Below are 23017 nucleotides of genomic sequence, written 5' to 3' on the forward strand. Positions count from 1 at the left end.
AGTCCATCGGCAGCACATCAAAAACGAAAAACCGTGAGGAGACAGCATGCCGCAAATCGGAACCCTTGAACCTGGAAGCCGGCGCGCTCGCGCATCGAGCCTGCGCGTGAATCGTTCGCATAAGCGGCTCGCGCGTCGTGCCGTTGCATTGTGCGCGGCAGTTGCGGGCATCCTGCCCGGCATTGCACTGGCGCAGGTGAAAATCGGCCTCGTGCTGTCGCTGACCGGGCCGGCCGCGTCGCTCGGCATTCCCGCACGCGATACGGTTGCGTTGCTGCCCAAGCAGATCGGCGGTCAGCGCGTCGAATACATCGTGCTCGACGACGCGTCCGATACCACCCAGGCCGTGCAGGACACCAAGAAGCTGATCTCCGAAAATCACGTCGATGCGATCATCGGCTCGTCGATCACGCCGAATTCGCTGGCGATGATCGACGTGGTCGCCGAAGGTGAAACACCGATGATCTCGCTGGCGTCGTCGGCGAAGATCATCGAGCCGGTGGATGCGAAACGCCACTGGGTCTTCAAGACGCCGCAAACGGACGCGATGATGGCGTCGGCGATTGCCGAACATGCCAGCCTGCACGGCGTCAAAACCATTGCGTTCATCGGCCAGGCCGACGCGCTCGGCGAAACCTTCTACACCGAGGTCGCGAAGTTCGCGCAACTGCATCACATCAGTATGGTGGCGAGCGAGCGCTTCAATCGCACCGATCCGAGCGTGACCGGCCAGGTCCTCAAGATTCTGGCGACGCATCCCGATGCCGTGGTGGTCGGCGCGGCCGGCACGCCCGCCGCGTTGCCGCCGAAGACGCTGCGGGAACGCGGTTACAAAGGGCTGATCTATCACAATCACGGGGTCGGCAATAACGACTTCCTGCGCGTGTGCGGCGCGGATTGCAACGGTACCTTCCTGCCCGCGAGTCCGGTGCTGGTCGCCGCGCAATTGCCGGCGGATCATCCGGCCAAGCGCCTCGCGCTCGACTACATCGCGCGCTTCGAAGCCGTGCGCGGCACGGGCAGCGTGTCGGCGTTCGGCTCGTACACATGGGACGCGGGCATGCTGCTCGGTCAGGCTGTACCGGTCGCGCTGAAAAGCGGCGCGCCGGGCTCGCCGGAATTTCGCCGCGCACTGCGCAACGCGCTCGAAGCGACGCGCGGTCTCGCGGATACCAACGGCGTCGTCAACATGAGCGCCACCGATCACCTCGGGCTCGATCAACGGGCGCGTGTGATGGTCGAGATCAAGAATGCGAAGTGGGTTTATCAGCCGCGCTGAACGAGCGGCGCATGCGCCACTCAGTAAAACGCCGGGCCGTTTCATGTTTCTCGCGCCGCTTGCACTTGCGGTGGCGGCGCGCTCAATGAACGCGGCCCGGTTCAACAGATACACCGATATACGGATTGCTCATCATGTCTCAGGCACCACACCGTAACGACGCGTTTTACGCGCACTATCAGGCGCTCCAGTTGCATCGCCATCCGCACGGCGTGCTCGAAGTCGTGATGAGCGGCGAGGGCGCCAACAAGAGCGGACTCGCCACCGCCAACGCGCGCATGCACTTTGAACTCGCGGAGATCTGGCGCGACATTGACCGCGATCCCGATACGCGTGTGGCGATCATTCGCGGTGAGGGCAAGGGATTTTCGGCCGGCGGCGACCTGCAACTCGTCGAAGACATGGCAACCGATTTCGACGTGCGCGCGCGCGTGTGGCGCGAGGCGCGCGATCTGGTCTACAACGTGATCAATTGCAGCAAGCCGGTCGTTTCCGCCATGCACGGCCCGGCGGTGGGCGCGGGGCTCGTGGCGGGCCTGCTCGCCGACATCTCGATCGCGGCGAAGACGGCGCGCATTATCGACGGCCACACGCGTCTGGGCGTGGCCGCGGGCGATCACGCGGCGATCGTGTGGCCGCTCCTGTGCGGCATGGCGAAAGCCAAGTATTACCTGATGCTATGCGAACCGGTGAGCGGCGAAGAGGCGGAGCGTATTGGCCTCGTGTCGCTTGCCGTCGACGAAAACGAACTGCTGCCGAAGGCTTTCGAGGTTGCGCAGAAGCTGGCCAACGGCTCGCAAACGGCGATTCGCTGGACCAAATACGCGTTGAACAACTGGCTGCGCTCGGCAGGGCCCGCGTTCGATACGTCGCTCGCGCTGGAATTCATGGGTTTTGCCGGGCCGGATGTGCGCGAAGGCGTGAACTCGCTGCGCGAGCGGCGCGCGCCGGATTTCGGCGGCGCCGACCCGTGGCGCGGGAAATCGTCGGGCGGCGGCGCGGTGGACGGCGAGCGCTCGTGACGCCACTGTCCGCGCGGTATGATCGAATCAGACGCGCGCGGCACGGCGCCCCTTCCTTTCTTTATGCAGCGAGGCGACAAGCATGACCGACACTCCTGGCTCCACGCCGCCCTTTCCCGGCTTTCCTGGATTTCCGCCCGCTGAAATGCTCGAGCGCATGTGGGGCATGATGCGCATGTCGCCGTTCGGCTCGGCTTTCTCCGGCGCGCAACCGGGCGGCAGCCTCGGTCCCTCGCTCTCCATGATGTCGGACATGATGGCACCGCTCACGAATGTCGAGGAACTCGACAAGCGCATCACCGACATGCGCGCGGTCGAGCAATGGCTCAAGCTGAATCTGAACATGTTGCAGTCCGCGATTCAGGCGCTCGAAGTGCAGCGCGCGACGCTCGCGACGCTGCGCGCGTTCGGCGCCTTCGCGCAGTCGTCGATGACGCAGCCCGCGGCGGCCTCCGCCGCGCCGAGTCCCACAGCGCCGACGGGCTGGCCGCATCCGGCCGCACCGGCGCCCACCCCGGCACCGGCTGCTTCGGCGAGCGCCGGTTCGTCGGCCGAAGAGCCCTCCGGCGACGAAGAGCAAACGCCGGCAACGCCGCCCTTCGACGCGTCCGCGTGGTGGAATCTGCTGCAATCCCAGTTCAACCAGATCGCCCAGTTCGCGATGACGCAGCCGGCGGCCGCGGCTGGCAGCGCGGCAACCGATTCCGCGCCAGGCGAAGAGGCGGCGTCGGCATCCGGCGCTGAACCGGCGAGCGACGCGCCGCCGCCCCCCGCGCAGGAAGCGGAGCACGCGGCTACGCGGCCGGCGGCGAAGCGGGCGCCGACGTCGGCCAAGCGCACGAGTGGTACGAGCACCACAAGTGGTGCGAGCGCCAGCCCGAGAACCACGAAAAAGTCTATCTAACAGAAGGAATGAAACGCGGCGGCGCGAGTCCGAGCCCTGGCGCTGCCCGAAACGGCGAATTCGCCGTCTGTCATGGATTTGACGCCGATCTTCGACACACTCCGCGAATCTCGCAATGGGTTGCGCGAGATCAGCCAGGCACCGGAATTGCGTCTGTTGCAGTGCGGGTTGCGTCAGGTCAGCGTGCTATCATTGTGTAAGCTTTTTTATGTGGCTTTTGGGCGTGCGCTGAATACAACCAATCCAACCGCCCTTGCTGCATTGCCGCCGGTATCCCCGGCGCAGGGCTGGACGGTGCGGCCTTGATCGCAGACTGGCTCGACCTCAGGCACGGGTATCCCTCACCCACGGTTGGCCGCGCAGCGCATAACCTAAGGTTAGGCGTAGGCGCAAAACGCCAGGACTTCTTTGCCGCCAGGTGCATCTGGGCGGCCGATTACCGCGTAAAATTGAATGCTTGGCCGGCAAACGGCGCGCACCCGGTGCGATCCGTTCGTCGTGAGCAAAAGTGCTACACGTAGTAGTAACAGACACAGACAGTATGCGCAGAACAGGGGTGGGACTATGAACACCATGCTTTATCCGGAACTTTATAAATCGCTCGAATCCGTTCGATGGGACATGGAGAAAGACATTCCCTGGGACAAGTTCGATGCATCGCTATTGACCGACGAGCAGGCGGCGACGATCAAGATGAACGCGATCACCGAATGGTCGGCGTTGCCCGCCACGGAAATGTTTCTGCGTGATAACCATCACGACAGCGATTTCTCCGCGTTCATGAGCGTGTGGTTCTTCGAAGAACAGAAGCATTCGCTGGTGCTGATGGAATATCTGCGCCGCTTCAAGCCGGAAATGTGCCCGACCGAAGAAGAGCTGCACGCGGTGCGCTTCGAATTCGATCCGGCGCCGCCGCTCGAAACGCTCATGCTGCACTTCTGCGGCGAAATCCGCCTGAATCACTGGTATCGCCGTGCCGCCGAATGGCACACCGAGCCGGTCATCAAGCACATCTACGAAACGATCTCGCGCGACGAAGCGCGTCATGGCGGCGCATATCTGCGCTACATGAAGAAGGCCATGTCGCAAACCGGCGACATCGCGCGCGCTGCGTTTGCGAAGATCGGCGTGCTGATGGCATCGGCTCGCCGCACGGAAAAGCCGCTGCACCCCACCAACCTGCACGTGAACCAGGCGCTGTTCCCGCGCGACACGATTCAATCGCGTCTGCCGGATCCGGAATGGCTCGAACGCTGGCTCGACGAGCAGATCCGTTTCGACGACAGCTGGGAAAAGAAGGTGGTGGAGCGCATTCTGCACAACCTGTCGATTCTCTTCGAGCGCACGTTCAACACGGCGCAGGAACTGAACCGCTACCGCAAGGAAGTGGTGCTGCGTCTGCAGGCCGAGCAGAAGTCGGCCGAACAGCCGGCTTGATGGTCGAAAGCGCCTGACTCCGGTTTGCGGCGCGCGCCGCGAACCGGCTCGAGGGTTTCAGGAAAGGCCTGGCACGCGCGAGCTTGCCGGGCCTTTTTGCTTCATGCCGTTCACCGTGTATCGTGACGGCACTTCCTTGTCTCTTTCCGACTCCGTCATGGCTGCCATTTTTGAACGCAAGATCCTGACGCGCGATGCTCTGGCGACGCTGCGTCCTTCGCTGAGCGCGCCAGTTGTGTTTACCAACGGTGTGTTCGATATCCTGCATCGCGGGCATGTCACTTATCTCGCGGACGCCAAGGCTTTGGGCGCCTGCCTGATTGTCGGCGTGAATAGCGATGCATCGGTTCGCATGCTCGGTAAAGGCGACGACCGGCCCATCAATAACGAGGCGGACCGCATGGCGTTGCTGGCAGCGCTGGAGAGCGTCGACTACGTGGTGTGCTTCGGCGAGAAGACGCCCGTGGAGTTGATTTCGGCGCTTCGACCGGATGTGCTCGTCAAGGGCGGCGACTACGACATGGACACGTTGCCCGAGTCGGCCATTGTGCGAGGCTGGGGCGGCAAGGCGTTGGCGATTCCCTTCGAGCATGACCGCTCGACCACCGCGTTGCTGAAGAAAGTCCGTACTCAGGGCTAATGGCTGAGTGGCGCTCAATGGCGCTTAATGGTGCCGCGGTAAAGTTGCCGTGTCGAACCGGCTCCTTGCGTTTCGAATCTTGACGGCCCGACGCGTAACTGCCCGCGTTACTGCGACAGCGCGGAGGCCGCGATCGGCGCCGCCGGTGCCGGTCCGCCCACCACTGCCTGATCGGCGGCCTGGGCTGCCGTGACCGGCTTCACCTTCAACCATTCCGGATGAACCTGGCGGTTCAGATGGTTGGGCTCGCGTCCGCCGGCTGTGGGCGTCGGGCCGAATACGCCGCGCACCGCGACGAATGCCAGCATGTTGGCAAGAAACAATATGGCGATCAGCCAGCGCAGCATTGTTGGTTTTCCCCGTCCAGAAGTTGAGCCGCCGTTATCCGCGGTTATCCATATCGTCGCGATCAGGCCGCGCGTTAAGCTGCGCGCTCGGCAGCGATCAGCGCAAGACCGGACAGCACGAGCGAATCGTGGCGAGTATGCGGCACTTTCAGTGCACTCGCCACTTCGTCCACAGCGCCGCCGCTGACTACGAGCCGTACCGGCACCCGCCACTCTTCCTGCAGATCACGCCACATCCGCTCGATCAACCCCGCTTGCGCCAACGTGCAGCCGGCGGACAACGAGCGCGGCGTGTCGGTTGCGAAGAACGGACCACGGCGTACTGCGTCGGCCGAACTGCCGTCGAGCAGGCCGCGGGCCGCATTGGCGTCGAGCGTCGGCAGTTGCGCCGTGTGCTCGCCGAGCGAGCGCATCATCAAAGTCCAGCCCGGCGCGATCAGACCGCCGACAAAGCAGCCGTCCGCACGCAATGCCTCGAGCGTAGTGGCCGTGCCGAACGTCGCGATCAGGAGATGTTCACCGGGAAACGCCGCGTGCGCGCCGATCATGCCGGCCCAGCGGTCGCTGCCGAGCGTATGCGGCGCGGTGTAGCTGTTGGTCACGCCGCATTGCTCTGGGCACGCGCGGATCGTGGTGAGCGGCAAGTGTGGCCAGTGCGCGTCGAGCAACGCGGCAATCCGCTGAGCGACGCCTTCACCCGCCACATTCGACAACCATGCGCCGCCGGGCGTGGGCAAGTTCGACCAGTCCGGCTGATCCTCGCCGCCGTGCCCCAGCGCGCCGCCCGCAATCTGCGAACCGCCCGTCTGCACCAGCGCCCACTTGATGCGGCTATTGCCCGCGTCGATCAACAGATCAGGCTTGCCGCTCGTCATGCAGCACCGTCGGCCAGACGCAGCGAGATGTCGCCCGTCGCGACGATCTGGCGGCCGGTCGCGGTATCGAGCAGCAACTGACCGCGCTCGTCGACGCCCGCCGCCACGCCGCGCATCTGTTCCTCGCCTTGTTCCAGCAACACGACTTCGCGGCCTGCGTAAGCGTGCACCGCGTTCCAGCGCGCCTGGAACGGCGCGAAGCCTTCAGCGCCGAAGCGCTGCAAAGCCGGTTCGAGTGCATTCAGTTCGGCGGCGAGCGTATCGGTGAGGTTGGCGTTGGGGAGCGCGCGCTGCAATGCGGTCGGAACGGTTCCGCGCGCCTGCGGCGGCGCACTGGCGTTCAGCGCACCGACTTTGGCGGCGAGTTCGTCCGCGCCCTTCACGTTGGTGCCGATGCCGATCACCACCGCGCTGGCTTTATCCGTGCTCCACGCGGTTTCGATCAGGATGCCGGCCAGCTTGTCGCCTTCGAGCAGGACGTCGTTCGGCCACTTCAGCGCGATCTGGCCGGGACCCGCGACCGGCAGCGAGCGCAGCCCGTCGACCAGCGCCACGCCCACGGCGAGACTCAGGCCCGCGAGTCCTTCGAGCGGGCGCGGCAGCACGCAGGCCACCGAAAACAGCAGCGCATTGCCCGGCTCCGCGTACCACGGACGGCCGCGGCGGCCACGCCCGGCCGTCTGCAGATACGCGACCCGCACGATCGGCCGCGGCAATGCGCCGGCCTTGCGCGGCAACGCTTTGACGCGGGCCATCAAATCGGCGTTGGTCGAGCCGGTTTCCTCGACGATCTCGATCGGCCAATCGTTCGCCTGCGGGCCGAACAGGGCGACGGCGCGCTCGCGGTCGATGCGCCAATCGGTTGGGTGCGCGGCTGCGGCGGCGGCCTGCGGGGGAGTCTTGGAAGCGTTCATGACTCATATTGTAGCGACAGCGAACGCGCTCAGCCCACGTGGACGGTCCTTCTGCCGCGCCTTCGTTACAATGGCCCCTAAACCGATAACCAGATTCAGCGATCCTTGAACTACGACACTCCGCCCGGCCTCGAAGTCGCGGCAGGCAGCCAAGGCAAGATCGTCCGGCTCTCGGGCCAGTGGACGGCGCTCGCGCTCGCCCGCGACCGGGCCACCGGGCACGTGATTCCGCTGCTGCGTTCACTGGTCGGCACCGAAGGTATCGGCCAGTGGGACCTGTCGCGCATCGACCGGATGGACCACGTCGGCGGCCAGGCGCTGTGGCGCGTGTGGGGGCACAAGATGCCGGCGGATACCACGCTCACCGACACGCAGCGCGACATTTTCGAGCGCATCGCGCTGCTCGACACCGTGCGCGAGACAGCCGAGCCGGTAATCAAACTCGATCCGTTCACGCGGCTGGGACTCGCGATCTTCTCGTTCTTCGAGCATCTGTATGGCGGCGTGGCCATGCTCGGGCGCGTCGTGCTCGATCTGATAGAGATCGTGCGCAAGCCGAAAATCACGCCGTGGACCGAGATCTCCGCGAATATCTATAACGCCGGCACCAAGGCCTTGCCGATCACGGCGCTGGTCGCGTTCCTGATCGGCATCGTGCTGAGCTATCTGTCGGCGCAGCAACTGCGGCTTTTTGGCGCAAACCAGTACATCGTCAATATTCTCGGCCTCTCGGTGATTCGCGAACTCGGGCCGGTGCTTTCGGCGATTCTGGTGGCGGGCCGCTCGGGTTCGGCCATCACTGCGCAGATCGGCGTAATGCGCGTGACCGAGGAACTCGACGCCATGCGCGTGATGGGCATTCCGCACGGCCTGCGGCTTATCCTGCCGCGCGTGCTTGCGCTCGGCGTGGCCATGCCGCTGCTCGTCATGTGGACCAACATCATCGCGCTGACCGGCGGCGCACTGGCCGCCAAGATCGTGCTCGGCATCGACATGAGCTACTTCGCGCGGGCGTTGCCGGGCGTCGTGCCGGTTGCGAATCTGTGGATCGGGCTCGGCAAGGGCGTGGTGTTCGGTATGCTGATCGCGATCGTCGGCTGTCACTTCGGTTTCCGTATCAAGGCCAATTCGCAAAGTCTCGGCGAAGGCACGACGACCTCGGTGGTGACCTCGATCACGATCGTGATTCTCGCGGACGCCGTGTTCGCGATCCTCTTCCAGAACGTGGGGCTCGGATGATCGCGCCACTCACTCAGGCCGTGCGCGGCCAACCCGTCCCCTCGATCGCCGAGCCGGTGATCGAAGTGATCGACGTGACCAAGCGCTACGGCCGCAACATCGTGCACCAGCATCTGAATCTGGACGTGCGGCGCGGCGAGATCATGGCGATCGTCGGCGGCTCGGGTTCCGGCAAGACCACGCTGGTGCGGCAGATTCTCGGTCTCGAGCGTCCGTCGTCCGGCACCATCAAGCTGTTCGGCGAGAATCTCGCGACCATTTCGCCGGAGACCGCGCTGCTCATGCGCAGCCGCTCCGGCATGCTGTTCCAGCGCGGCGCGCTGTTCTCGTCGCTCTCGGTGTTCGACAACATCGCGCAGCCGGTGCGCGAACTCGGCCAGGTGCCCGAAGATCTGTTGCGCGACATCGTGATGCTCAAGCTCGAGATGGTCGGCCTGCCGTGCAAGCATGCGTCGAAAATGCCGTCGGCGCTGTCGGGCGGCATGATCAAACGGGTGGGCATTGCCCGGGCTATCGCGCTCGAACCCGAACTGCTGTTTCTCGACGAGCCGACAGCCGGACTCGATCCGCAGGCGTCCGATGAATTCGTCGAACTGATCTCCGCGCTGCACCGCGCGCTCGGCCTGACGGTGGTGATGGTTACGCACGATCTCGACACGATGATCGCGCTGTCCACCCGCGTCGCCGTGCTGGCGGATCGCAAGGTGCTGGTCGCCGCGCCGGTCGAAGAGGCGGCGGCGGTCGATCATCCTTTTATCCGCGAGTATTTCCTCGGCTTGCGCGGGCGGCGCGCATTGCAGGCGTTGCCGCCGGAGCGCCGCGCGAAGCTGCCGCGCGCGGCGCTCGAGCCGGCGTCGTCCGAATTGCCGCTGTGAACCAGGGAACCTGACAATGGAAAACAAATCACATGCCTTCTGGGCCGGGCTCTTCACGATCGTTTTGCTGGCGGCAGTCGCGGTGGCGGCTTTTTTGTTCAACGTCGACCGTTCCGTGCGGGTGCCGTACGATCTGATTGCGCGCACCAACGTCACGGGCCTGTTTACCGACGCTGCGGTGCGCTATCGCGGGCTCGACGTCGGCAAGGTGCAGTCGATCAAATTCGATCCGGATCATCCAGGGCAGATTCTGATCCGTATTCTCGTGGACACGCACGCGCCGATTACGCATTCGACATTCGGCAGCCTGGGTTTCCAGGGCGTGACCGGTATCGCCTTCATTCAGCTGGATGACAACGGGCGCGATCCGACGCCACTGCCGTCGTCGGCCAAACAGGTGGCGCAGTTGCCCATGCGCCCCGGCTTGCTCGATCAACTGCAGCAACGCGGCGACGTGCTGCTGCGTAAACTCGAAAAAGTCGCAAACGACGTCGACAATCTGTTGTCGCCGGAAATGGCCGCGCAGTTGCAAGGCACGGCGGCGAGCCTTCAGAAGGCTGCGGACGGCGTCGCCACGCTGACCCAGCAGATCGCGCCGGCCGCCGGCAAGTTGCCCGGCACGCTGGATCAGTTGGACCGGACGCTGGCGTCGACCAATCAGTTGATCACCGGGCTGAACCGCCCGAACGGTCCGTTCGAGACCAACCTGAACAAGGTCGGCACGGCCGCGCAACAGGCGGGTGATGCGCTGACGTCGATGAACGGCTCGTTGCAGGAACTGTCGGCGCGGGTCGGCTACGACACCTTGCCGCGCGTCAATTCGCTCGCTGAAGACGTGCGCTCCGCCGCCCGCTCGGTGGATCGCGCAGCCGATACGTTCAGCACCAATCCGCGCAGCGTGCTGTTCGGCGCGCCGGGTGTGGCGCCTGGCCCTGGCGAAGCAGGATTCCAGTGGCCTGCCGCCCGCGCCGCCAAATGATTTTGAAGGTTTGAAGAAAGGAAGATTGTCATGTCACGCTCGATTCACCGATTGTTCTCCTCGAGCGCCGCGCTAGCGGTGTTGCTCGCATTCGGCGTGCTGGCCGCGGGCTGCGCCGGTAACCCCGCGGCGCTCTCGGACATTCGCTACGACTTCGGGCCGCCGGCTCCGGCGGCGTCCGCGGGTACGTCACCGGCTGTGAAGGTGCTCGACGTCAGCGCACCGGACGTGCTCGAATCGGACAAGCTGGTTTACCGTCTTAGCTTCGCCGACGCACAGCAGACCGCTGCTTACGCGAACAGCCACTGGACCATGATGCCTTCGCAGTTGCTGACGCAGCGTCTGCGTGGCGCGCTCAGCTCGCGCGGCACCGTGCTGACGGGCGCCGACGGCGTGTCCGCGCCGGTGTTGAAGGTCGATCTGAGCGAGTTCGAACAGGTTTTCGACAGCCAGTCCGAAAGTCACGCCGCGGTTACCGCGCGCGCCACGCTGATTCAGAGCGGCAAGGTGATCGGTCAGCGCACCTTTATCGCGCGCGCGCCGTCCAGGTCGGCGGACGCCGCCGGCGGTGCGCAGGCGCTCGCCAGCGCCAGCGACGATCTGGTCGCGCAGATTGGCGCGTGGCTCGGCGTGCAGGCGCTGGTCGCCGCGCAATGACCGGCTCGCAGCGCACGCAACGGAGCGCTGCATGAGCGAACGACCCTGGCTGCGCCGTCCGTCGGCGCTCGCCCGGCAAGCGCTGGTGCTGTATGCCGCGTTGATCGTCTACGGTTCGTGGTATCCGTTTTCGGGCTGGCGTTCGCTCGGCCTCGGTCCGTTTGCTTTCCTGTCCGATCCCATGCCGCAGTACCTGACGGCGTTCGACGTCGTCACGAACGTGCTCGGCTATATGCCGTTCGGCGCGCTGGTGGTGCTTGCGCTCTATCCGCGCTGGCGCGGCACGCTGGCAGTCGCGCTCGCCTTCGTGCTCGGCGGCCTGCTCTCGGGCGCGATGGAAGCCGTGCAAACCTATCTGCCGACGCGTGTCGCTTCCAACCTCGATCTCGCCGCCAATGCGCTCGGCGCGCTGCTCGGCGCGGCCATCATGTCGCCGGCCACGGGCGCGCTGCTCGACCGCGGTTTGCTGCGGCGCTTGCGGCTCGTGTGGTTCGAGCGCGATCGAGCCGCGCTCGCGTGTCTGATCGCGGCGTGGCCATTCGCGACGATGTACCCGGCGCCACGCCTGTTCGGTCTCGGCAACTGGCCGCGCGCGCTCTGGCTGCGTTTCGATTCGACCACCCAGGATGCGTTGCTCTCGTGGACGCCGCCGGGCTGGCACGTTGGCGCCTGGCCGGCCGTCGTCGCCGCCTGGATGCCCGACGACGTGTGGGAAGCGGTGATCACCACGTTCAACCTGTTCGCGGCGCTCGCGCTGGCGTCGTTGCCGGTGCGTCGGCATGCGCCGCGCGTGCGTTTGTTGCTCCTGTTCATTTTCATGACCTTGTGCGTGAAGGTCGGCGCGACGTTTTTGCAGTCGCAGTCCGGTCTCGCGTTCGACTGGGCCACGCCCGGCGCGCTCGCGGGGCTCGTGTGCGGCACCGCGGCCGCACTGTGCGCGCTGCGACTGCGGCGCCGGTCCCGCGCGATGCTGGCAGGTGTCGCGCTGACGGTCGCGCTGGTGTTCGTCAATCTGTTGCCCGTGAATCCTTATTTCGATGCCGTGCTCGCCGACTGGCGGCAAGGGCGCTATCTGCACTTCAACGGGCTGGCGCACTGGCTCGCATGGATCTGGCCGTACGCCGCGCTGGTGTGGCTGGCGTATGTGGTCGAGCAGGCGTGGCTCAGGCGGCGCGTGAAGCGCGCATAAAGCCCGCGCGAAGCGCAGCCGGCATCGGCGGCCGCCGGTCCCGCTCGTTATAATCGTTCGCACAACAGGCGCGCCGTCGTGCATTCAGCGCCATTCCCACCCTGGCAGTTTCGCCCCGGACATCATGGACTCTTTCTACAAGTACCACGTCTTCTTCTGTCTCAATCAGCGCGAGCCCGGCGCCGAGCGCCCGAGCTGCGCGAACTGCAACGCGCAGGAGATGCAGGAGTATGCGAAAAAACGCGTGAAGAAACTCGGTCTCGCAGGTCCGGGTCAGGTACGTATCAACAAGGCCGGTTGCCTCGACCGCTGCGAGCTCGGCCCAACGCTCGTCGTGTATCCGGAAGGCGTCTGGTACACGTATGTCGACGAGAGCGACATCGACGAAATCGTCGACTCGCATCTGGTGAACGGCAAGATTGTCGAGCGTCTGAAAATCGATCAATAAGCCTCGCCATGAACACACATACGAAGAAGTATCTGATCGACGGCCCGGTCGGCAAGATCGAGGTCGCGCTGGATCTGCCCGATGCAACGCGCGAGAGCGGCGCCGCGCCGCGCGGCATCGCGCTGGTCGCGCATCCGCATCCGCTGTTCGGCGGCACGATGGACAACAAGGTCGCGCAAACGCTCGCGCGCACGCTCGTGCAGTTGAACTACGTGACCTATCGCTCGAATTTTCGCGGCGTCGGCGAAACGCAAGGGGAGCATGACGCGGGCATCGGCGAGCGCGACGACCTGCGCGCCGTGCTCGATCACATGCGGGCCGAACCGGGCCAGGCCGATCTGCCGCTCGTGCTCGCGGGTTTTTCGTTCGGCACTTTCGTGCTGTCTCACGTGGCCGCGAAGCTGCGCGAAGAAGGTCAGGAGGTCGAGCGAATGGTGCTGGTCGGCACGGCGGCGAGCCGCTGGGAGGTCGCGCCCGTGCCGGAAAACACGCTCGTGATTCACGGCGAGACCGACGAGACGGTTCCCATTCAATCCGTTTACGACTGGGCGCGTCCGCAGGAATTGCCCGTGGTCGTGATTCCGGGGGCGGAACATTTTCTGCATCGCAAGCTGCACGTTCTGAAGCGGATCATCGTCGACGCGTGGCGGTGATCGGCATGCGCCGTGTGTTTTCCGGGGTACAGGTACGCGCAAACGCAAATTAATCGCCGGCCTTTGCGCAAAGTTACCGGGAGAGCACGCGTATAATGGCGACTCTTTTTTGGGCGCAGCGCCGCCCATCCGGCAGTTCGCGCGACGCGTAGCGTCTTTTCGCCGCAGCGGTGCCGGATGCAGGGCGTGCTGCGCGAACCGATCGCGTGGCCGGAAGTCCAATGGCGCTGTGTCGTTTTACGGCCAGACGCCGCCGACCGGCTCTTCCAAACAATGCGCCCTGCGCGCGATGTACTTTTCTGCACGAATCGACCCTATGCGTTTCTCCACCTCCGGCCGCACGTCGTTCCCTTCTGTTGCTTCCTTCGTTTCCCCTACGCTTAGCCGTGCCGTGACTCTCGGCATCGTGTTGCCGGCCACGCTCGCCGCCAGCACGGCGTTCGCGCAGGTGCCGCCGCCGGCGGTGAACGCGCGCTCGTGGGTGCTCGTCGACGCCACGAGCAATCAGGTGCTCGCCTCGGGCAACGCCGACGAACGCGTGGAACCTGCGTCGCTCACCAAGCTGATGACGGCGTACCTCGTCTTCGAAGCACTGCAGACGAAGAAGATCACGATGGAACAGACGGTCATGCCGAGCGAAGCCGTGCGCCGCGTGCGCACCGACGAATCGCGCATGTTCATCGAAGCGAACAAGCCGGTGACCGTGCACGATCTGGTCTACGGCATGATCATCCAGTCGGGTAACGACGCGGCGATCGCGCTGGCCGAACTGGTCGGCGGCAGCGAAGCGCAGTTCGTCAACATGATGAACACCGAAGCGCAGCGCCTCGGCATGAAGCACACGCATTTCGCCGACGTGAACGGCATGCCCGACCCGCAGCACTACACGACCGCGGGCGACCTCGCGATCCTGTCGGCGCGTCTGATTCGCGACTTCCCCGACTACTACAACATTTTCTCGGTCAAGGAATTCACGTACAACAAGATCAAGCAGCCGAACCGCAATCGCCTGCTGTGGATCGACCCGACGGTGGACGGTCTGAAAACCGGTCACACGCAAGCCGCCGGTTACTGCCTGATCGCCAGCGCGAAGCGTTCGCTGCCGGGCACGACGGACGCATCGCGCCGTCTCGTCTCGGTCATGATGGGCGAGACCAAGGAGCACGACCGCGTGCAGGACAGCCTGAAGATGCTGAACTACGGCTACACCGCGTACGACACGGTGCGTCTGTACAAGGCGAATCAGGTGGTGGGCACGCCGCGCGTCTATAAGGGTGCGCAGGACACCGTGCAGATCGGCGTGAAGGGCGATCAGTACATCACCGTGCCGAAGGGCATGGGCGACAAGGTGAAGCCGCAGATCGAGCAGATCGATCCGCTGATCGCGCCGCTCGCGAACGGTCAGCAGGTCGGCACGGTGAAGCTGGTCGCCGACGGCAAGGTGCTGGCGCAGTTCCCGGTGGTGGCCTTGCAGGCCGTTCCGCAAGCCGGCGTGGTTGGCCGCGTGTGGGATTCGCTGATGCTCATGTTCAACAAGAAGAAGTAAGAGCCCGATTGCAATGACCGCTGTTACCGATGTTTCGCCTGATCCGATTGTCTATCTGAACGGCGAGTTGGTGCCGTTGTCCGAAGCGCGCGTGCCGGTTCTCGACCGCGGCTTTATTTTCGGCGACGGTATCTACGAAGTCGCGCCGCTCTACGCTCATCCCGCGCAAGCGGGCGGCCGTACGCCGTTTCGTTTCCAGCAGCACCTGGCGCGGCTCGCGCGCTCGGTCGGCAAGATCGGCATCGCCAATCCGTTCGACGACGCCGGCTGGCGCGCGCTGATCGGGCAGGTGGTCGCGGCGAACGAGGCGGATGGCGGTTTGCGCGCCGATCAGGACGCAATTGCCTATATTCAGGTCACGCGCGGTGTCGCGAAACGCGGTCATGCGTTTCCGGCCGGCATTCAGCCGACCGTGTTCGTGATGGTCACGCCGCTGAACCTGCCGGACGCGGCGCAGCGCGCGCAAGGCGTGCGTTGCGTCACCGCGGAAGATCGTCGCTGGCTCAATTGCGATATCAAGTCGGTCTCGCTGCTCGGCAACGTGCTGATGGCGCAATACGCCGCGGAGAACGACGCGTTCGAGACCATCCAGTTTCGCGACGGCATGCTGACCGAAGGGTCGTCGTCGAATGTGTGGATGGTGAAGGACGGCGTGTTGTCCGCGCCGCCGCGCAGCCACAAGATTCTCGAAGGGATTCGGTACGGCCTGATCGAGGAACTGGCGAGCGAATGCGGCATCCGTTTCGAGGCGCGTGAGATTGGCGAGGCCGAACTGCGCGCGGCGGACGAGATCATTGTCAGTTCGGCAACCAAGGAAGTGCTGCCGGTCACGCAGCTCGACGGCCAGCCGGTCGGCGAGGGCAAACCGGGTGCGGTCTTTGCGGCGCTGTACGCGGCTTATCAGCGAGCCAAGACCCAGGAAGCGCGCGAGGCGCAGCAAGGAGTAGAAAATGAGTCCCGTGAACGAATCACTGTTTGAGTTTCCCTGCGATTTCCCGATCAAGATCATGGGCAAATCGCATCCCGAGTTCGCCGAGACGATCGTTACGGTGGTCCGGCGGTTCGACAATGAAGTCGACGAATCGCGCGTGGAGATGCGGCCGTCCAGCGGTGGCAACTACACCGGCCTGACCGTCACGGTGCGCGCCACGAGCCGCGAGCAGCTCGACGATATCTACCGCGCGCTCACCGGCCACCCGATGGTGAAGGTCGTGCTGTAACGCTTCTCCCCGCGTCTGATTTACGGCGTGATGCGCAATGCGTCCGCCGTCCTTCCCGCGCTTGAGCCGGGTCCCGCCTCGCAAGCCCGGTCGAAAAGCTGCTTGAAGCGTCCCACCTCTTCGAACACCCAGTCGCGAAATGCTCTGACCCGGGCGGTTTCGAGCATCTGCGGCGGGCAGATGAAGTAGTACTGCCACGGGCTCGGTCCATCCACATCGAATAGCCGCACAAGGCGGCCTGCCGCGATCTCGTGCATGGCCAGTGAGCGGCGCGTGAGCGCAACGCCCTGGCCGTCGATGGCCGCTTGCAGCAGATTCGACGAATCCTGGTACAACACGCCGCGCTTGGGCTCGGGCCAGTCGGTGAGGCCGGCGGCGTCGAACCAGGGGCGCCATAGCTCGTCGTCGGAACGCAGCAGCGGGACGTTGGCCAGATCGGCCGGCTTTTGGGGCAGCTTGCCGCCGTTGAAATTCGGCGCGCAAGCGGGAAAGAAAATCTCCTCCAGCAATAATTCCGAATGCAGCCCCGAATATTTGCCGAAGCCAAAACGGATCGCCACATCGACGTCGTCACGCGCGAAATCCGTTAGTGCGTTGGTGGACAGCAGTTCGAGGTCCCACTGCGGATGCGCCTCGATAAAGCTGCCGACGCGCGGCGTCACCCAGCGCGCCGCAAACGACGACAGCATGGACACGACAAGCCGCCGCTCGCGGTCGCCGGCGCGGATCTGGCGGGTGGCGTCGGCGAGCGCCATCAGCGCGGAGCGCACGTGCGTGGCATAGCGCCGGCCGGTCTCGGTGAGCCGCACCCGCTTGCCGTCGCGCGCGAACAGCGAGACGCCCAGTTCGGCCTCGAGCGCGCGGATCTGGTGGCTGACGGCGCCGTGGGTGACGAAGAGTTCGTCGGCCGCGCGCGAGAAGCTTTCGTGACGGGCGGCGGCCTCGAACGCCTTGATCGCGTTCAGTGCGGGGAGTTGCCGGAGGTCCATGCCAATATTTCTCACATAGAGGTGAAAATAGATCGTTTTGCGTAAACCCTTGCTACGCCTAGGATTGTAGTCACGAAACGTTTTTTGGCGAGGGCATCATGCGAGAAATTTCCTCTAGCATCGCGTTTGAAATCCGCAGTGGCGAAACACTTCCGTTGAAGGTGGCGCGCAGTACCAAGCTGGTCGTTCGCGGCGGCGCGGTATGGGTCACACGCAGCGACGACATCGAGGATTACTGGCTGCAACCCGGTCACACGCTGCGACTTCGGCGCGGAGAACGGTTGTGGCTGAGCGCTGAAGGCGACACGCAGGCAAAGGTGGCGTTTTCCGTGCCGACGCGTTGCGATGAGCGCGCGCTGAACTGGTTCGCGCGGATCGGCGAACGGCTGGCGGCGCGCGTGCGGGGCGGCTGGCGGACGGTTTGACGGATGCCACGGGCGCGCCAGGTTCGGCGAACGATGCTGCTGAACGGTTGAGCGTCGCCTCTGGCCTGAGCACGCTGCTGGCTCAGCCACGCGACGGCGGCTGGCAAGACCGGCGAGGCTGGACCACACCGGTTTTGCCCTTCAAGGGCGAACGAGTCGCCCCCGACGTGACACTCCCAACGCGCCCAGTTCCGGCGAGGATTCCCGTATTTCGGTAAACTGGCGAAATCATGTGCGCCACCCCGGTTTTACCCAACCCCTTGCCTGCCTCTGTGCCGCTTACGCTGCGTTGGCGTGGCAGCGAACCCTACCAGACCAGTTTCGACGCCATGCGCGCGTTCACCGACGAGCGCACGGCAGATACCCCCGACGAAATCTGGCTGGTCGAACACCCTCCCGTCTTTACGCTAGGCCAGGCGGGCGATCCCGCCCATCTGCTGGCCGCCGACAGCGGCATTCCTCTGGTCAAAGTCGACCGGGGCGGGCAAATCACGTATCACGGGCCCGGCCAGGTCGTGGCTTATCTGCTGCTCGATTTGCGCCGTCGCAAGCTGATGGTGCGCGAGTTGGTCACGCGGATCGAGCAAGCCGTGATCGACACGCTTGCGGCGTATAATCTCGCCGGAGAACGAAAGGCGGGCGCACCCGGTATCTACGTGGCGCCCGGGCCGGACGCCGGGTTGCATGCCGGCGCCAAGATCGCGGCGCTGGGTTTGAAAATCCGCAACGGCTGCAGCTATCACGGCGTGAGCCTGAACGTGAGCATGGATTTGCGACCGTTTCTGGCCATCAATCCGTGCGGCTACGCAGGGCTCGAAACGGTCGATATGGCAACGCTAGGCGTTACCGCCGGCTGGGACGACGTGGCCCATACCTTTGCAGCACGCCTCACCGCAAACCTCGACGGCAGTCCCGCGGCCGTCGCCCAACCACAGGCCGGTGCACTCACCGCCTGACTGGACCGAACGAATGACTGACGTTACCGCGAACCTCGCAGCTTCTCCCGCTCCTGATGCCGTGCCGGCCCCCGCCGCCTACGACGCTACCGCGAAGCAGAAAGCCCAAGCCAAGACCGCCCGTATTCCCATCAAGGTCATCCCGATCGAGAAGCTGAAGAAACCGGACTGGATTCGCGTCAAGGCGGCCACCGGCAATTCGCGTTTCTACGAAATCAAGCAGATTTTGCGCGAGCACAATCTTCACACGGTGTGTGAAGAAGCGAGCTGCCCGAACATTGGCGAATGCTTCGGCAAGGGCACCGCGACCTTCATGATCATGGGCGACAAGTGCACGCGCCGTTGCCCGTTCTGCGACGTCGGCCACGGCCGCCCAGATCCGCTCGACGCGGATGAGCCGGGTAATCTCGCGCGCACAATTGCTGCGCTGAAATTGAAGTACGTGGTGATCACCAGCGTTGACCGCGACGATTTGCGCGACGGTGGCGCGGCCCACTTCGTGGAATGTATCCGTCAGACGCGTGAGCTTTCGCCGGAGACGCGCATTGAAATTCTGACGCCGGATTTCCGCGGCCGCCTGGATCGCGCGCTCGGCATCCTGAACGCCGCACCGCCCGATGTGATGAATCACAACCTCGAAACGGTGCCGCGTCTGTACAAGGAAGCGCGGCCGGGTTCGGACTACGCGCATTCGCTGAAGCTGCTGAAAGACTTCAAGGCGCTGCATCCTGACGTGGCCACCAAGTCCGGTCTGATGGTCGGCCTTGGCGAAACCGAAGAAGAGATTCTGCAAGTAATGCGCGACCTGCGCGAGCACGACGTGGACATGCTGACGATCGGTCAATACCTGCAGCCGTCTGAGCACCATCTGCCGGTGCGCTCGTACGTGCACCCGGACACGTTCAAGATGTACGAGGAAGAAGCGTACAAGATGGGTTTCACGCACGCCGCAGTGGGCGCAATGGTTCGTTCGAGCTACCACGCAGATTTGCAGGCGCATGGAGCCGGTGTGGTCTGAGTATTTTCGCTAGCGGTTGGATTGAGAAAAGCCTGCACGTGTTGCAGGCTTTTTTCTTTGGGGCGGCGAAACATCGAGAACAGGAATCGCGCGCTGTTGTTCTGCTCCCGCGAGTTACCGGTAGTACCGTGCAAGCAGCATGCAGATCGAGGACATCGTTCCGCCGATGATGGAAAAAGGAATGCTGAGCTCGATAATGCGATAGCGCAGCTCGCGGTTCTCGATAATGTAGTCGATCAGATTGGGCATATTGGATATCCCTGTTGGACGTGCATGGAAGTAGAGCCGGGGCAATTAAAAAGTAGTTAGGTTAACGAATAATGAGATAGTGAGAATGAGGCGGCGACGGTCGCGGTCATGATTAGCGAAGGCCACATCAGCCTGCCTTCCTGTGCTGTGTCGCCGCTACGGTATTCAAGGTGTGGCGATGAGTCAGCCGCGCCGAACGACACGAGGATAGACGCCGCCTGGCGCACATCGAAATGACGCAGCAGCAGTCGCCGCTAACCAACCGAACATGAAAAGCAATGCTAAAACAGCGTGATTAGCAATCGCGGATTAATTAGAACCGGCCGCGAGCAAACTGCCTATAGTCGAAAGCCTCCCGAACCCTACCTACTCATGAGGCTTCACGATGAACCGCTTTCGCCGTTCGCTTACCGCGTTCGCCACGTTGCTCGCACTGTCCGCGCCGTTTGCTTCCGTGGCGCACGCCGACACCAAAGAAGTCGTGATTGCGTATCAGGACATGGTGGTGCCGTGGCGCTACGCGCAGGCCACCGGCGAAGTGGAGAAAGCCACCGGCTACAAGATCACCTACCGCAAGCTCGGCAGCGGCGCCGACGTGATCCGCGCGTTGGCGTCCGGTTCGGTGCAACTCGGTGAAGCCGGCTCCAGCCCGATCGCGGCCGGGCTGTCGCAGGGCGTGGATATTTCGCTGTTCTGGATTCTCGACAATATCAACGACGCCGAAGCGCTGGTCGCCCGCGACGGCTCCAATGTCACGAGCATCGCGGGCCTTAAAGGCAAGAAAATCGGCGTGCCGTTCGTGTCCACCTCGCACTTTCATACATTGGTCGCGTTGCAGAGCGCAGGCGTGAATCCGGCCGACGTCAAGATCGTCAACCTGCGCCCGCCTGAAGTCGCGGCGGCGTGGGAGCGTGGCGACATCGACGCAACGTACATCTGGGATCCGGTACTGGCCAAGGTCAAGAAGAGCGGCAAGGTGCTCATCACCTCGGGGCAGGTCGCGCAGCAAACCGGCAAGGCGACGTTCGACGGGTTCGTAGTCGATCGCAAGTTCGCCAGTCAGAACGCCGAATTTGTCACGCGCTTCGTGAAGGTGCTGGCCGCAACCGACGCGAATTATCGCGACCACACCTCCGCATGGACGGCTTCGTCGCCGCAGGTCGAAGCGGTCGCGAAAGAGTCCGGCGCGAACGCGCAGGAAGTGCCGGCGAGCCTCGCGTTGTACGCGTTCCCGACGCCCGCCCAGCAGGCTTCGAATGCATGGCTTGGCGGCGGCGCGCAATCGGGCGCGGCGAAGTCGCTGGCTGCGACCGCGGCGTTTTTGAAGACGCAAGGCACGATCCAGAACGTGCTGGCCGATTACTCGACCGGTGTCGATCCGCAGTTCGTGCAACGAGCGGCGCACTGATCGGCGCGAGCAGATTTCAATCAGCATCATGAGGTCCGGCGATGAGCGGTCTTGAAATACGGCAATTGCAAGTCGCCTACGAAGGCACGCGCGGCGCGGTGTCGCATGTCGCGCTGGCCGATGTCGATCTGCGTATCGAACCCGGTGAGTTCGTGGTCGCGCTGGGCGCGTCCGGCTGTGGCAAAACGACTTTGCTCAACTGCATTGCGGGCTTTATCCAGCCGACTGAAGGCGAGGTGCGGCTGAACGGCGAACCCGTCATCGGGCCGGGTGCGGACCGCGGTGTGGTGTTCCAGAAGTATGCGTTGATGCCGTGGCTCGACGTGCTCGACAACGTCGCACTCGGCTTGCGTTTTCAACGCGTACCCAAGGCGGAGCGCGAGCGCATTGCGCTCGACATGCTGAAGCTCGTCGGACTCGAAAAGCATGCGCGCTCGCAAGTCTATGCGCTGTCGGGCGGCATGCAGCAGCGTGTGGGAATCGCCCGCGCGCTGGCCAGCGATCCGCAAGTGCTGCTAATGGACGAGCCGATGGGCGCACTCGACGCCATGACGCGCGAGTCGATGCAGGAACTCGTACTCGACGTCTGGGGCCGCACGCGCAAGACGGTGTTTTTCATTACCCACAGCGTCGAAGAGGCGCTCTTTCTCGCGACCCGCCTCGTCGTCATGACGCCGGGTCCGGGCCGCATCGCCGATAGCTACGACTTACCGTTCGCGCAGCGTTTCCTGCAGACGCGCGATGCACGCGCGGTGAAGTCGTCGGCGGATTTCATCGAGTGGCGCGAGCGGTTGGTGCATCGTCTGCACGAGCGTAATCAGGAAGAGGTGGTGTCGTGACGGCTTCGCGTGAATCATTGGGCAATGTGCCGCTCGCAGGGACCGGCAAGCGGCCGCGGCGTACCGCGCGCCCCGTACGCGGCTGGCGTTTGCCGGGCGAAGGCCCGAGCGCGGCACTCAGCGCGCTCTCGGTCACGACGCTCGCGGCGTTGTGGTGGCTTGCCACGCATCTGCACTGGCTGCCGCCGCTCTTTCTGCCGACGCCCGAAGCCGTCTGGGCCGCCTTTATCGACGCGTGGCACGGCCGCATTCAAGGCGGCTTGCCGCTTTCAGCGCATCTCGCATGGAGTGCGTTGCGCGTGTTCGGTGCGTTTGCGCTCGCCGCAGTCACGGCCGTGCCGGTCGGTATCCTGATGGGCGTGAGCCGGGTCGCGCGCGGCCTTCTCGATCCGCCGCTGGAGTTCTACCGGCCGCTGCCGCCGCTCGCTTATCTGCCGCTGGTGGTGATCTGGTTCGGCATCGACGAAACGGCGAAGATCGTCGTGATCTATCTCGCCTGCTTCGCGCCGATTGCCATGGCCGCACGCGCCGGCGTGCGCAGCGCAACGATCGAGCAGATTCATGCGGCGTATTCACTGGGCGGCCGCTTCTCGCAGATCGTGCGGCACGTGGTCCTGCCCGCCGCGTTGCCGGAGATTCTGACGGGCCTGCGGATCGCAATCGGCTTCGGCTGGACCACGCTGGTCGCCGCCGAAATGGTCGCGGCCACCGCGGGCCTGGGTCAGATGGTGCTGAACGCGTCGAGCTTTCTGCGTACCGACGTGGTGGTGATGGGCATCGTGCTGATCGGTCTGATCGCGTGGTTCTTCGATCTGGGTATGCGAGCGCTCGAGCGGCGGCTCGTGCCGTGGAAAGGGCGCGTGTAGCGCGGCGGCTGCCGCGCCGCATCGAACTCAATAAAACACAAGC

At 64.3% G+C, this 23017-nt stretch carries 27 protein-coding genes; 22 read left to right on the top strand and 5 right to left on the bottom strand.

Annotated elements, in window-relative coordinates:
• The first annotated feature begins 46 nt into the window (after window positions 1–46).
• The 6 genes from P0D71_RS05305 (at window position 47) to rfaE2 (ending at window position 5282) form a co-directional block, all read left to right on the top strand.
• On the top strand, window positions 47–1279 hold the full coding sequence (locus tag P0D71_RS05305; protein ID WP_408479426.1) for an ABC transporter substrate-binding protein: 1233 nt from the start codon (window positions 47–49) through the stop codon (window positions 1277–1279).
• 134 nt (window positions 1280–1413) lie between these two features.
• On the top strand, window positions 1414–2301 hold the full coding sequence (locus tag P0D71_RS05310) for an enoyl-CoA hydratase/isomerase family protein (RefSeq protein WP_408479427.1): 888 nt from the start codon (window positions 1414–1416) through the stop codon (window positions 2299–2301).
• Window positions 2302–2383: 82 nt separating this feature from the next.
• Window positions 2384–3205, top strand: coding sequence for a PhaM family polyhydroxyalkanoate granule multifunctional regulatory protein (locus tag P0D71_RS05315; protein ID WP_408479428.1), 822 nt, complete (start codon window positions 2384–2386; stop codon window positions 3203–3205).
• Between the two features lie 72 nt (window positions 3206–3277).
• Entirely contained in the window at window positions 3278–3511 is a 234-nt protein-coding gene (locus P0D71_RS05320; RefSeq protein ID WP_408184508.1) for a hypothetical protein, read from the top strand.
• Between the two features lie 258 nt (window positions 3512–3769).
• On the top strand, window positions 3770–4642 hold the full coding sequence (locus P0D71_RS05325; RefSeq protein WP_091796911.1) for a ferritin family protein: 873 nt from the start codon (window positions 3770–3772) through the stop codon (window positions 4640–4642).
• 157 nt (window positions 4643–4799) lie between these two features.
• A complete protein-coding gene (gene rfaE2, locus P0D71_RS05330; protein WP_091800843.1) occupies window positions 4800–5282 on the top strand; it encodes a D-glycero-beta-D-manno-heptose 1-phosphate adenylyltransferase in 483 nt (160 codons plus the stop codon).
• Window positions 5283–5389: 107 nt separating this feature from the next.
• Here rfaE2 and P0D71_RS05335 read toward each other — a convergent pair whose 3' ends face one another.
• The 3 genes from P0D71_RS05335 to P0D71_RS05345 all read right to left on the bottom strand — a co-directional run bounded on the left by P0D71_RS05335 (window position 5390) and on the right by P0D71_RS05345 (window position 7418).
• The gene (locus P0D71_RS05335) at window positions 5390–5629 is read right to left on the bottom strand and encodes a hypothetical protein (RefSeq protein WP_408479429.1); all 240 of its coding nucleotides are present in this window, start codon (window positions 5627–5629) and stop codon (window positions 5390–5392) included.
• Window positions 5630–5703: 74 nt separating this feature from the next.
• Window positions 5704–6504 carry a type III pantothenate kinase gene (locus tag P0D71_RS05340; protein ID WP_408479430.1) on the bottom strand — a complete coding sequence of 267 codons (801 nt, stop codon included), beginning with the start codon at window positions 6502–6504 and terminating at the stop codon, window positions 5704–5706.
• Window positions 6501–7418: a biotin--[acetyl-CoA-carboxylase] ligase gene (locus P0D71_RS05345; protein WP_091796904.1), complete on the bottom strand. Its 918-nt coding sequence runs from the start codon at window positions 7416–7418 to the stop codon at window positions 6501–6503. The genes P0D71_RS05340 and P0D71_RS05345 overlap by 4 nt, the downstream gene beginning before the upstream one ends.
• 105 nt (window positions 7419–7523) lie before the next feature.
• Here P0D71_RS05345 and P0D71_RS05350 point away from each other — a divergent pair, with 105 nt between their 5' ends.
• From P0D71_RS05350 to P0D71_RS05395, 10 genes are all read left to right on the top strand, one after another.
• Entirely contained in the window at window positions 7524–8657 is a 1134-nt protein-coding gene (locus tag P0D71_RS05350; RefSeq protein ID WP_091796903.1) for an MlaE family ABC transporter permease, read from the top strand.
• Window positions 8654–9532 carry an ABC transporter ATP-binding protein gene (locus P0D71_RS05355; protein ID WP_091796902.1) on the top strand — a complete coding sequence of 293 codons (879 nt, stop codon included), beginning with the start codon at window positions 8654–8656 and terminating at the stop codon, window positions 9530–9532. The genes P0D71_RS05350 and P0D71_RS05355 overlap by 4 nt, the downstream gene beginning before the upstream one ends.
• A 16-nt stretch (window positions 9533–9548) precedes the next feature.
• The gene (locus tag P0D71_RS05360) at window positions 9549–10511 is read left to right on the top strand and encodes an MlaD family protein (protein WP_091796901.1); all 963 of its coding nucleotides are present in this window, start codon (window positions 9549–9551) and stop codon (window positions 10509–10511) included.
• A 30-nt stretch (window positions 10512–10541) separates the two neighbouring features.
• Window positions 10542–11168: an ABC-type transport auxiliary lipoprotein family protein gene (locus P0D71_RS05365; protein ID WP_408184519.1), complete on the top strand. Its 627-nt coding sequence runs from the start codon at window positions 10542–10544 to the stop codon at window positions 11166–11168.
• A 31-nt stretch (window positions 11169–11199) separates the two neighbouring features.
• Window positions 11200–12357, top strand: coding sequence for a VanZ family protein (locus tag P0D71_RS05370; protein WP_408479431.1), 1158 nt, complete (start codon window positions 11200–11202; stop codon window positions 12355–12357).
• A 124-nt stretch (window positions 12358–12481) separates the two neighbouring features.
• Window positions 12482–12805 (top strand): (2Fe-2S) ferredoxin domain-containing protein, encoded by a 324-nt coding sequence (locus P0D71_RS05375; protein WP_408184521.1) that lies wholly within the window; start codon window positions 12482–12484, stop codon window positions 12803–12805.
• A gap of 8 nt (window positions 12806–12813) precedes the next feature.
• On the top strand, window positions 12814–13458 hold the full coding sequence (locus P0D71_RS05380; protein ID WP_091796897.1) for an alpha/beta hydrolase: 645 nt from the start codon (window positions 12814–12816) through the stop codon (window positions 13456–13458).
• A 316-nt stretch (window positions 13459–13774) separates the two neighbouring features.
• Window positions 13775–15004, top strand: coding sequence for a D-alanyl-D-alanine carboxypeptidase family protein (locus tag P0D71_RS05385; protein ID WP_091796896.1), 1230 nt, complete (start codon window positions 13775–13777; stop codon window positions 15002–15004).
• Window positions 15005–15017: 13 nt separating this feature from the next.
• Window positions 15018–15983 carry a D-amino acid aminotransferase gene (locus P0D71_RS05390; protein ID WP_408479432.1) on the top strand — a complete coding sequence of 322 codons (966 nt, stop codon included), beginning with the start codon at window positions 15018–15020 and terminating at the stop codon, window positions 15981–15983.
• Window positions 15955–16224 (top strand): DUF493 family protein, encoded by a 270-nt coding sequence (locus P0D71_RS05395; RefSeq protein ID WP_095417619.1) that lies wholly within the window; start codon window positions 15955–15957, stop codon window positions 16222–16224. Before P0D71_RS05390 ends, P0D71_RS05395 begins: the two co-directional genes overlap by 29 nt.
• Window positions 16225–16244: 20 nt before the next feature.
• Here P0D71_RS05395 and P0D71_RS05400 read toward each other — a convergent pair whose 3' ends face one another.
• Window positions 16245–17213, bottom strand: coding sequence for a transcriptional regulator GcvA (locus P0D71_RS05400; protein WP_408479433.1), 969 nt, complete (start codon window positions 17211–17213; stop codon window positions 16245–16247).
• 98 nt (window positions 17214–17311) lie between these two features.
• On the opposite strand from P0D71_RS05400, the gene P0D71_RS05405 reads away from it, so the two are divergent.
• From P0D71_RS05405 to lipA, 3 genes are all read left to right on the top strand, one after another.
• On the top strand, window positions 17312–17638 hold the full coding sequence (locus P0D71_RS05405; RefSeq protein ID WP_091796892.1) for a DUF2917 domain-containing protein: 327 nt from the start codon (window positions 17312–17314) through the stop codon (window positions 17636–17638).
• Window positions 17639–17868: 230 nt separating this feature from the next.
• Window positions 17869–18594 carry a lipoyl(octanoyl) transferase LipB gene (gene lipB / locus P0D71_RS05410; protein ID WP_408184524.1) on the top strand — a complete coding sequence of 242 codons (726 nt, stop codon included), beginning with the start codon at window positions 17869–17871 and terminating at the stop codon, window positions 18592–18594.
• A 13-nt stretch (window positions 18595–18607) separates the two neighbouring features.
• Window positions 18608–19612, top strand: a complete 1005-nt coding sequence (gene lipA, locus P0D71_RS05415) for a lipoyl synthase (protein WP_091796890.1) — start codon at window positions 18608–18610, stop codon at window positions 19610–19612.
• A 114-nt stretch (window positions 19613–19726) separates the two neighbouring features.
• Here the strand turns inward: lipA and P0D71_RS05420 are convergent, their stop codons facing one another.
• A complete protein-coding gene (locus P0D71_RS05420; RefSeq protein WP_286161997.1) occupies window positions 19727–19861 on the bottom strand; it encodes a hypothetical protein in 135 nt (44 codons plus the stop codon).
• 385 nt (window positions 19862–20246) lie between these two features.
• Between P0D71_RS05420 and tauA the strand changes: the two genes are divergently transcribed.
• The 3 genes from tauA to P0D71_RS05435 are packed head-to-tail and all read left to right on the top strand — an operon-like array spanning window position 20247 to window position 22974.
• Complete coding sequence (tauA, locus tag P0D71_RS05425; RefSeq protein WP_091796889.1) at window positions 20247–21269, top strand: taurine ABC transporter substrate-binding protein; 1023 nt, start codon at window positions 20247–20249, stop codon at window positions 21267–21269.
• Window positions 21270–21310: 41 nt separating this feature from the next.
• Window positions 21311–22108 carry a taurine ABC transporter ATP-binding protein gene (locus P0D71_RS05430; protein ID WP_408479434.1) on the top strand — a complete coding sequence of 266 codons (798 nt, stop codon included), beginning with the start codon at window positions 21311–21313 and terminating at the stop codon, window positions 22106–22108.
• Window positions 22105–22974 (top strand): ABC transporter permease subunit, encoded by an 870-nt coding sequence (locus P0D71_RS05435; RefSeq protein ID WP_408479435.1) that lies wholly within the window; start codon window positions 22105–22107, stop codon window positions 22972–22974. Before P0D71_RS05430 ends, P0D71_RS05435 begins: the two co-directional genes overlap by 4 nt.
• Window positions 22975–23017: the final 43 nt, after the last annotated feature.

Origin of the sequence: Paraburkholderia sp. RL17-383-BIF-A, assembly GCF_046028015.1 — a bacterium.
In the GTDB taxonomy this organism is placed as follows: domain Bacteria; phylum Pseudomonadota; class Gammaproteobacteria; order Burkholderiales; family Burkholderiaceae; genus Paraburkholderia.

What these genes read in the sequence shown, in the direction of transcription:
- P0D71_RS05305 (WP_408479426.1), top strand. Translation starts at nt 47, where the DNA reads ATGCCGCAAATCGGAACCCTTGAACCTGGAAGCCGGCGCGCTCGCGCA.
- P0D71_RS05310 (WP_408479427.1), top strand. Translation starts at nt 1,414, where the DNA reads ATGTCTCAGGCACCACACCGTAACGACGCGTTTTACGCGCACTATCAG.
- P0D71_RS05315 (WP_408479428.1), top strand. Translation starts at nt 2,384, where the DNA reads ATGACCGACACTCCTGGCTCCACGCCGCCCTTTCCCGGCTTTCCTGGA.
- P0D71_RS05320 (WP_408184508.1), top strand. Translation starts at nt 3,278, where the DNA reads ATGGATTTGACGCCGATCTTCGACACACTCCGCGAATCTCGCAATGGG.
- P0D71_RS05325 (WP_091796911.1), top strand. Translation starts at nt 3,770, where the DNA reads ATGAACACCATGCTTTATCCGGAACTTTATAAATCGCTCGAATCCGTT.
- rfaE2 (WP_091800843.1), top strand. Translation starts at nt 4,800, where the DNA reads ATGGCTGCCATTTTTGAACGCAAGATCCTGACGCGCGATGCTCTGGCG.
- P0D71_RS05335 (WP_408479429.1), bottom strand. Translation starts at nt 5,629, where the DNA reads ATGCTGCGCTGGCTGATCGCCATATTGTTTCTTGCCAACATGCTGGCA.
- P0D71_RS05340 (WP_408479430.1), bottom strand. Translation starts at nt 6,504, where the DNA reads ATGACGAGCGGCAAGCCTGATCTGTTGATCGACGCGGGCAATAGCCGC.
- P0D71_RS05345 (WP_091796904.1), bottom strand. Translation starts at nt 7,418, where the DNA reads ATGAACGCTTCCAAGACTCCCCCGCAGGCCGCCGCCGCAGCCGCGCAC.
- P0D71_RS05355 (WP_091796902.1), top strand. Translation starts at nt 8,654, where the DNA reads ATGATCGCGCCACTCACTCAGGCCGTGCGCGGCCAACCCGTCCCCTCG.
- P0D71_RS05360 (WP_091796901.1), top strand. Translation starts at nt 9,549, where the DNA reads ATGGAAAACAAATCACATGCCTTCTGGGCCGGGCTCTTCACGATCGTT.
- P0D71_RS05365 (WP_408184519.1), top strand. Translation starts at nt 10,542, where the DNA reads ATGTCACGCTCGATTCACCGATTGTTCTCCTCGAGCGCCGCGCTAGCG.
- P0D71_RS05370 (WP_408479431.1), top strand. Translation starts at nt 11,200, where the DNA reads ATGAGCGAACGACCCTGGCTGCGCCGTCCGTCGGCGCTCGCCCGGCAA.
- P0D71_RS05375 (WP_408184521.1), top strand. Translation starts at nt 12,482, where the DNA reads ATGGACTCTTTCTACAAGTACCACGTCTTCTTCTGTCTCAATCAGCGC.
- P0D71_RS05380 (WP_091796897.1), top strand. Translation starts at nt 12,814, where the DNA reads ATGAACACACATACGAAGAAGTATCTGATCGACGGCCCGGTCGGCAAG.
- P0D71_RS05385 (WP_091796896.1), top strand. Translation starts at nt 13,775, where the DNA reads ATGCGTTTCTCCACCTCCGGCCGCACGTCGTTCCCTTCTGTTGCTTCC.
- P0D71_RS05390 (WP_408479432.1), top strand. Translation starts at nt 15,018, where the DNA reads ATGACCGCTGTTACCGATGTTTCGCCTGATCCGATTGTCTATCTGAAC.
- P0D71_RS05395 (WP_095417619.1), top strand. Translation starts at nt 15,955, where the DNA reads ATGAGTCCCGTGAACGAATCACTGTTTGAGTTTCCCTGCGATTTCCCG.
- P0D71_RS05400 (WP_408479433.1), bottom strand. Translation starts at nt 17,213, where the DNA reads ATGGACCTCCGGCAACTCCCCGCACTGAACGCGATCAAGGCGTTCGAG.
- P0D71_RS05405 (WP_091796892.1), top strand. Translation starts at nt 17,312, where the DNA reads ATGCGAGAAATTTCCTCTAGCATCGCGTTTGAAATCCGCAGTGGCGAA.
- lipB (WP_408184524.1), top strand. Translation starts at nt 17,869, where the DNA reads ATGTGCGCCACCCCGGTTTTACCCAACCCCTTGCCTGCCTCTGTGCCG.
- lipA (WP_091796890.1), top strand. Translation starts at nt 18,608, where the DNA reads ATGACTGACGTTACCGCGAACCTCGCAGCTTCTCCCGCTCCTGATGCC.
- P0D71_RS05420 (WP_286161997.1), bottom strand. Translation starts at nt 19,861, where the DNA reads ATGCCCAATCTGATCGACTACATTATCGAGAACCGCGAGCTGCGCTAT.
- tauA (WP_091796889.1), top strand. Translation starts at nt 20,247, where the DNA reads ATGAACCGCTTTCGCCGTTCGCTTACCGCGTTCGCCACGTTGCTCGCA.
- P0D71_RS05430 (WP_408479434.1), top strand. Translation starts at nt 21,311, where the DNA reads ATGAGCGGTCTTGAAATACGGCAATTGCAAGTCGCCTACGAAGGCACG.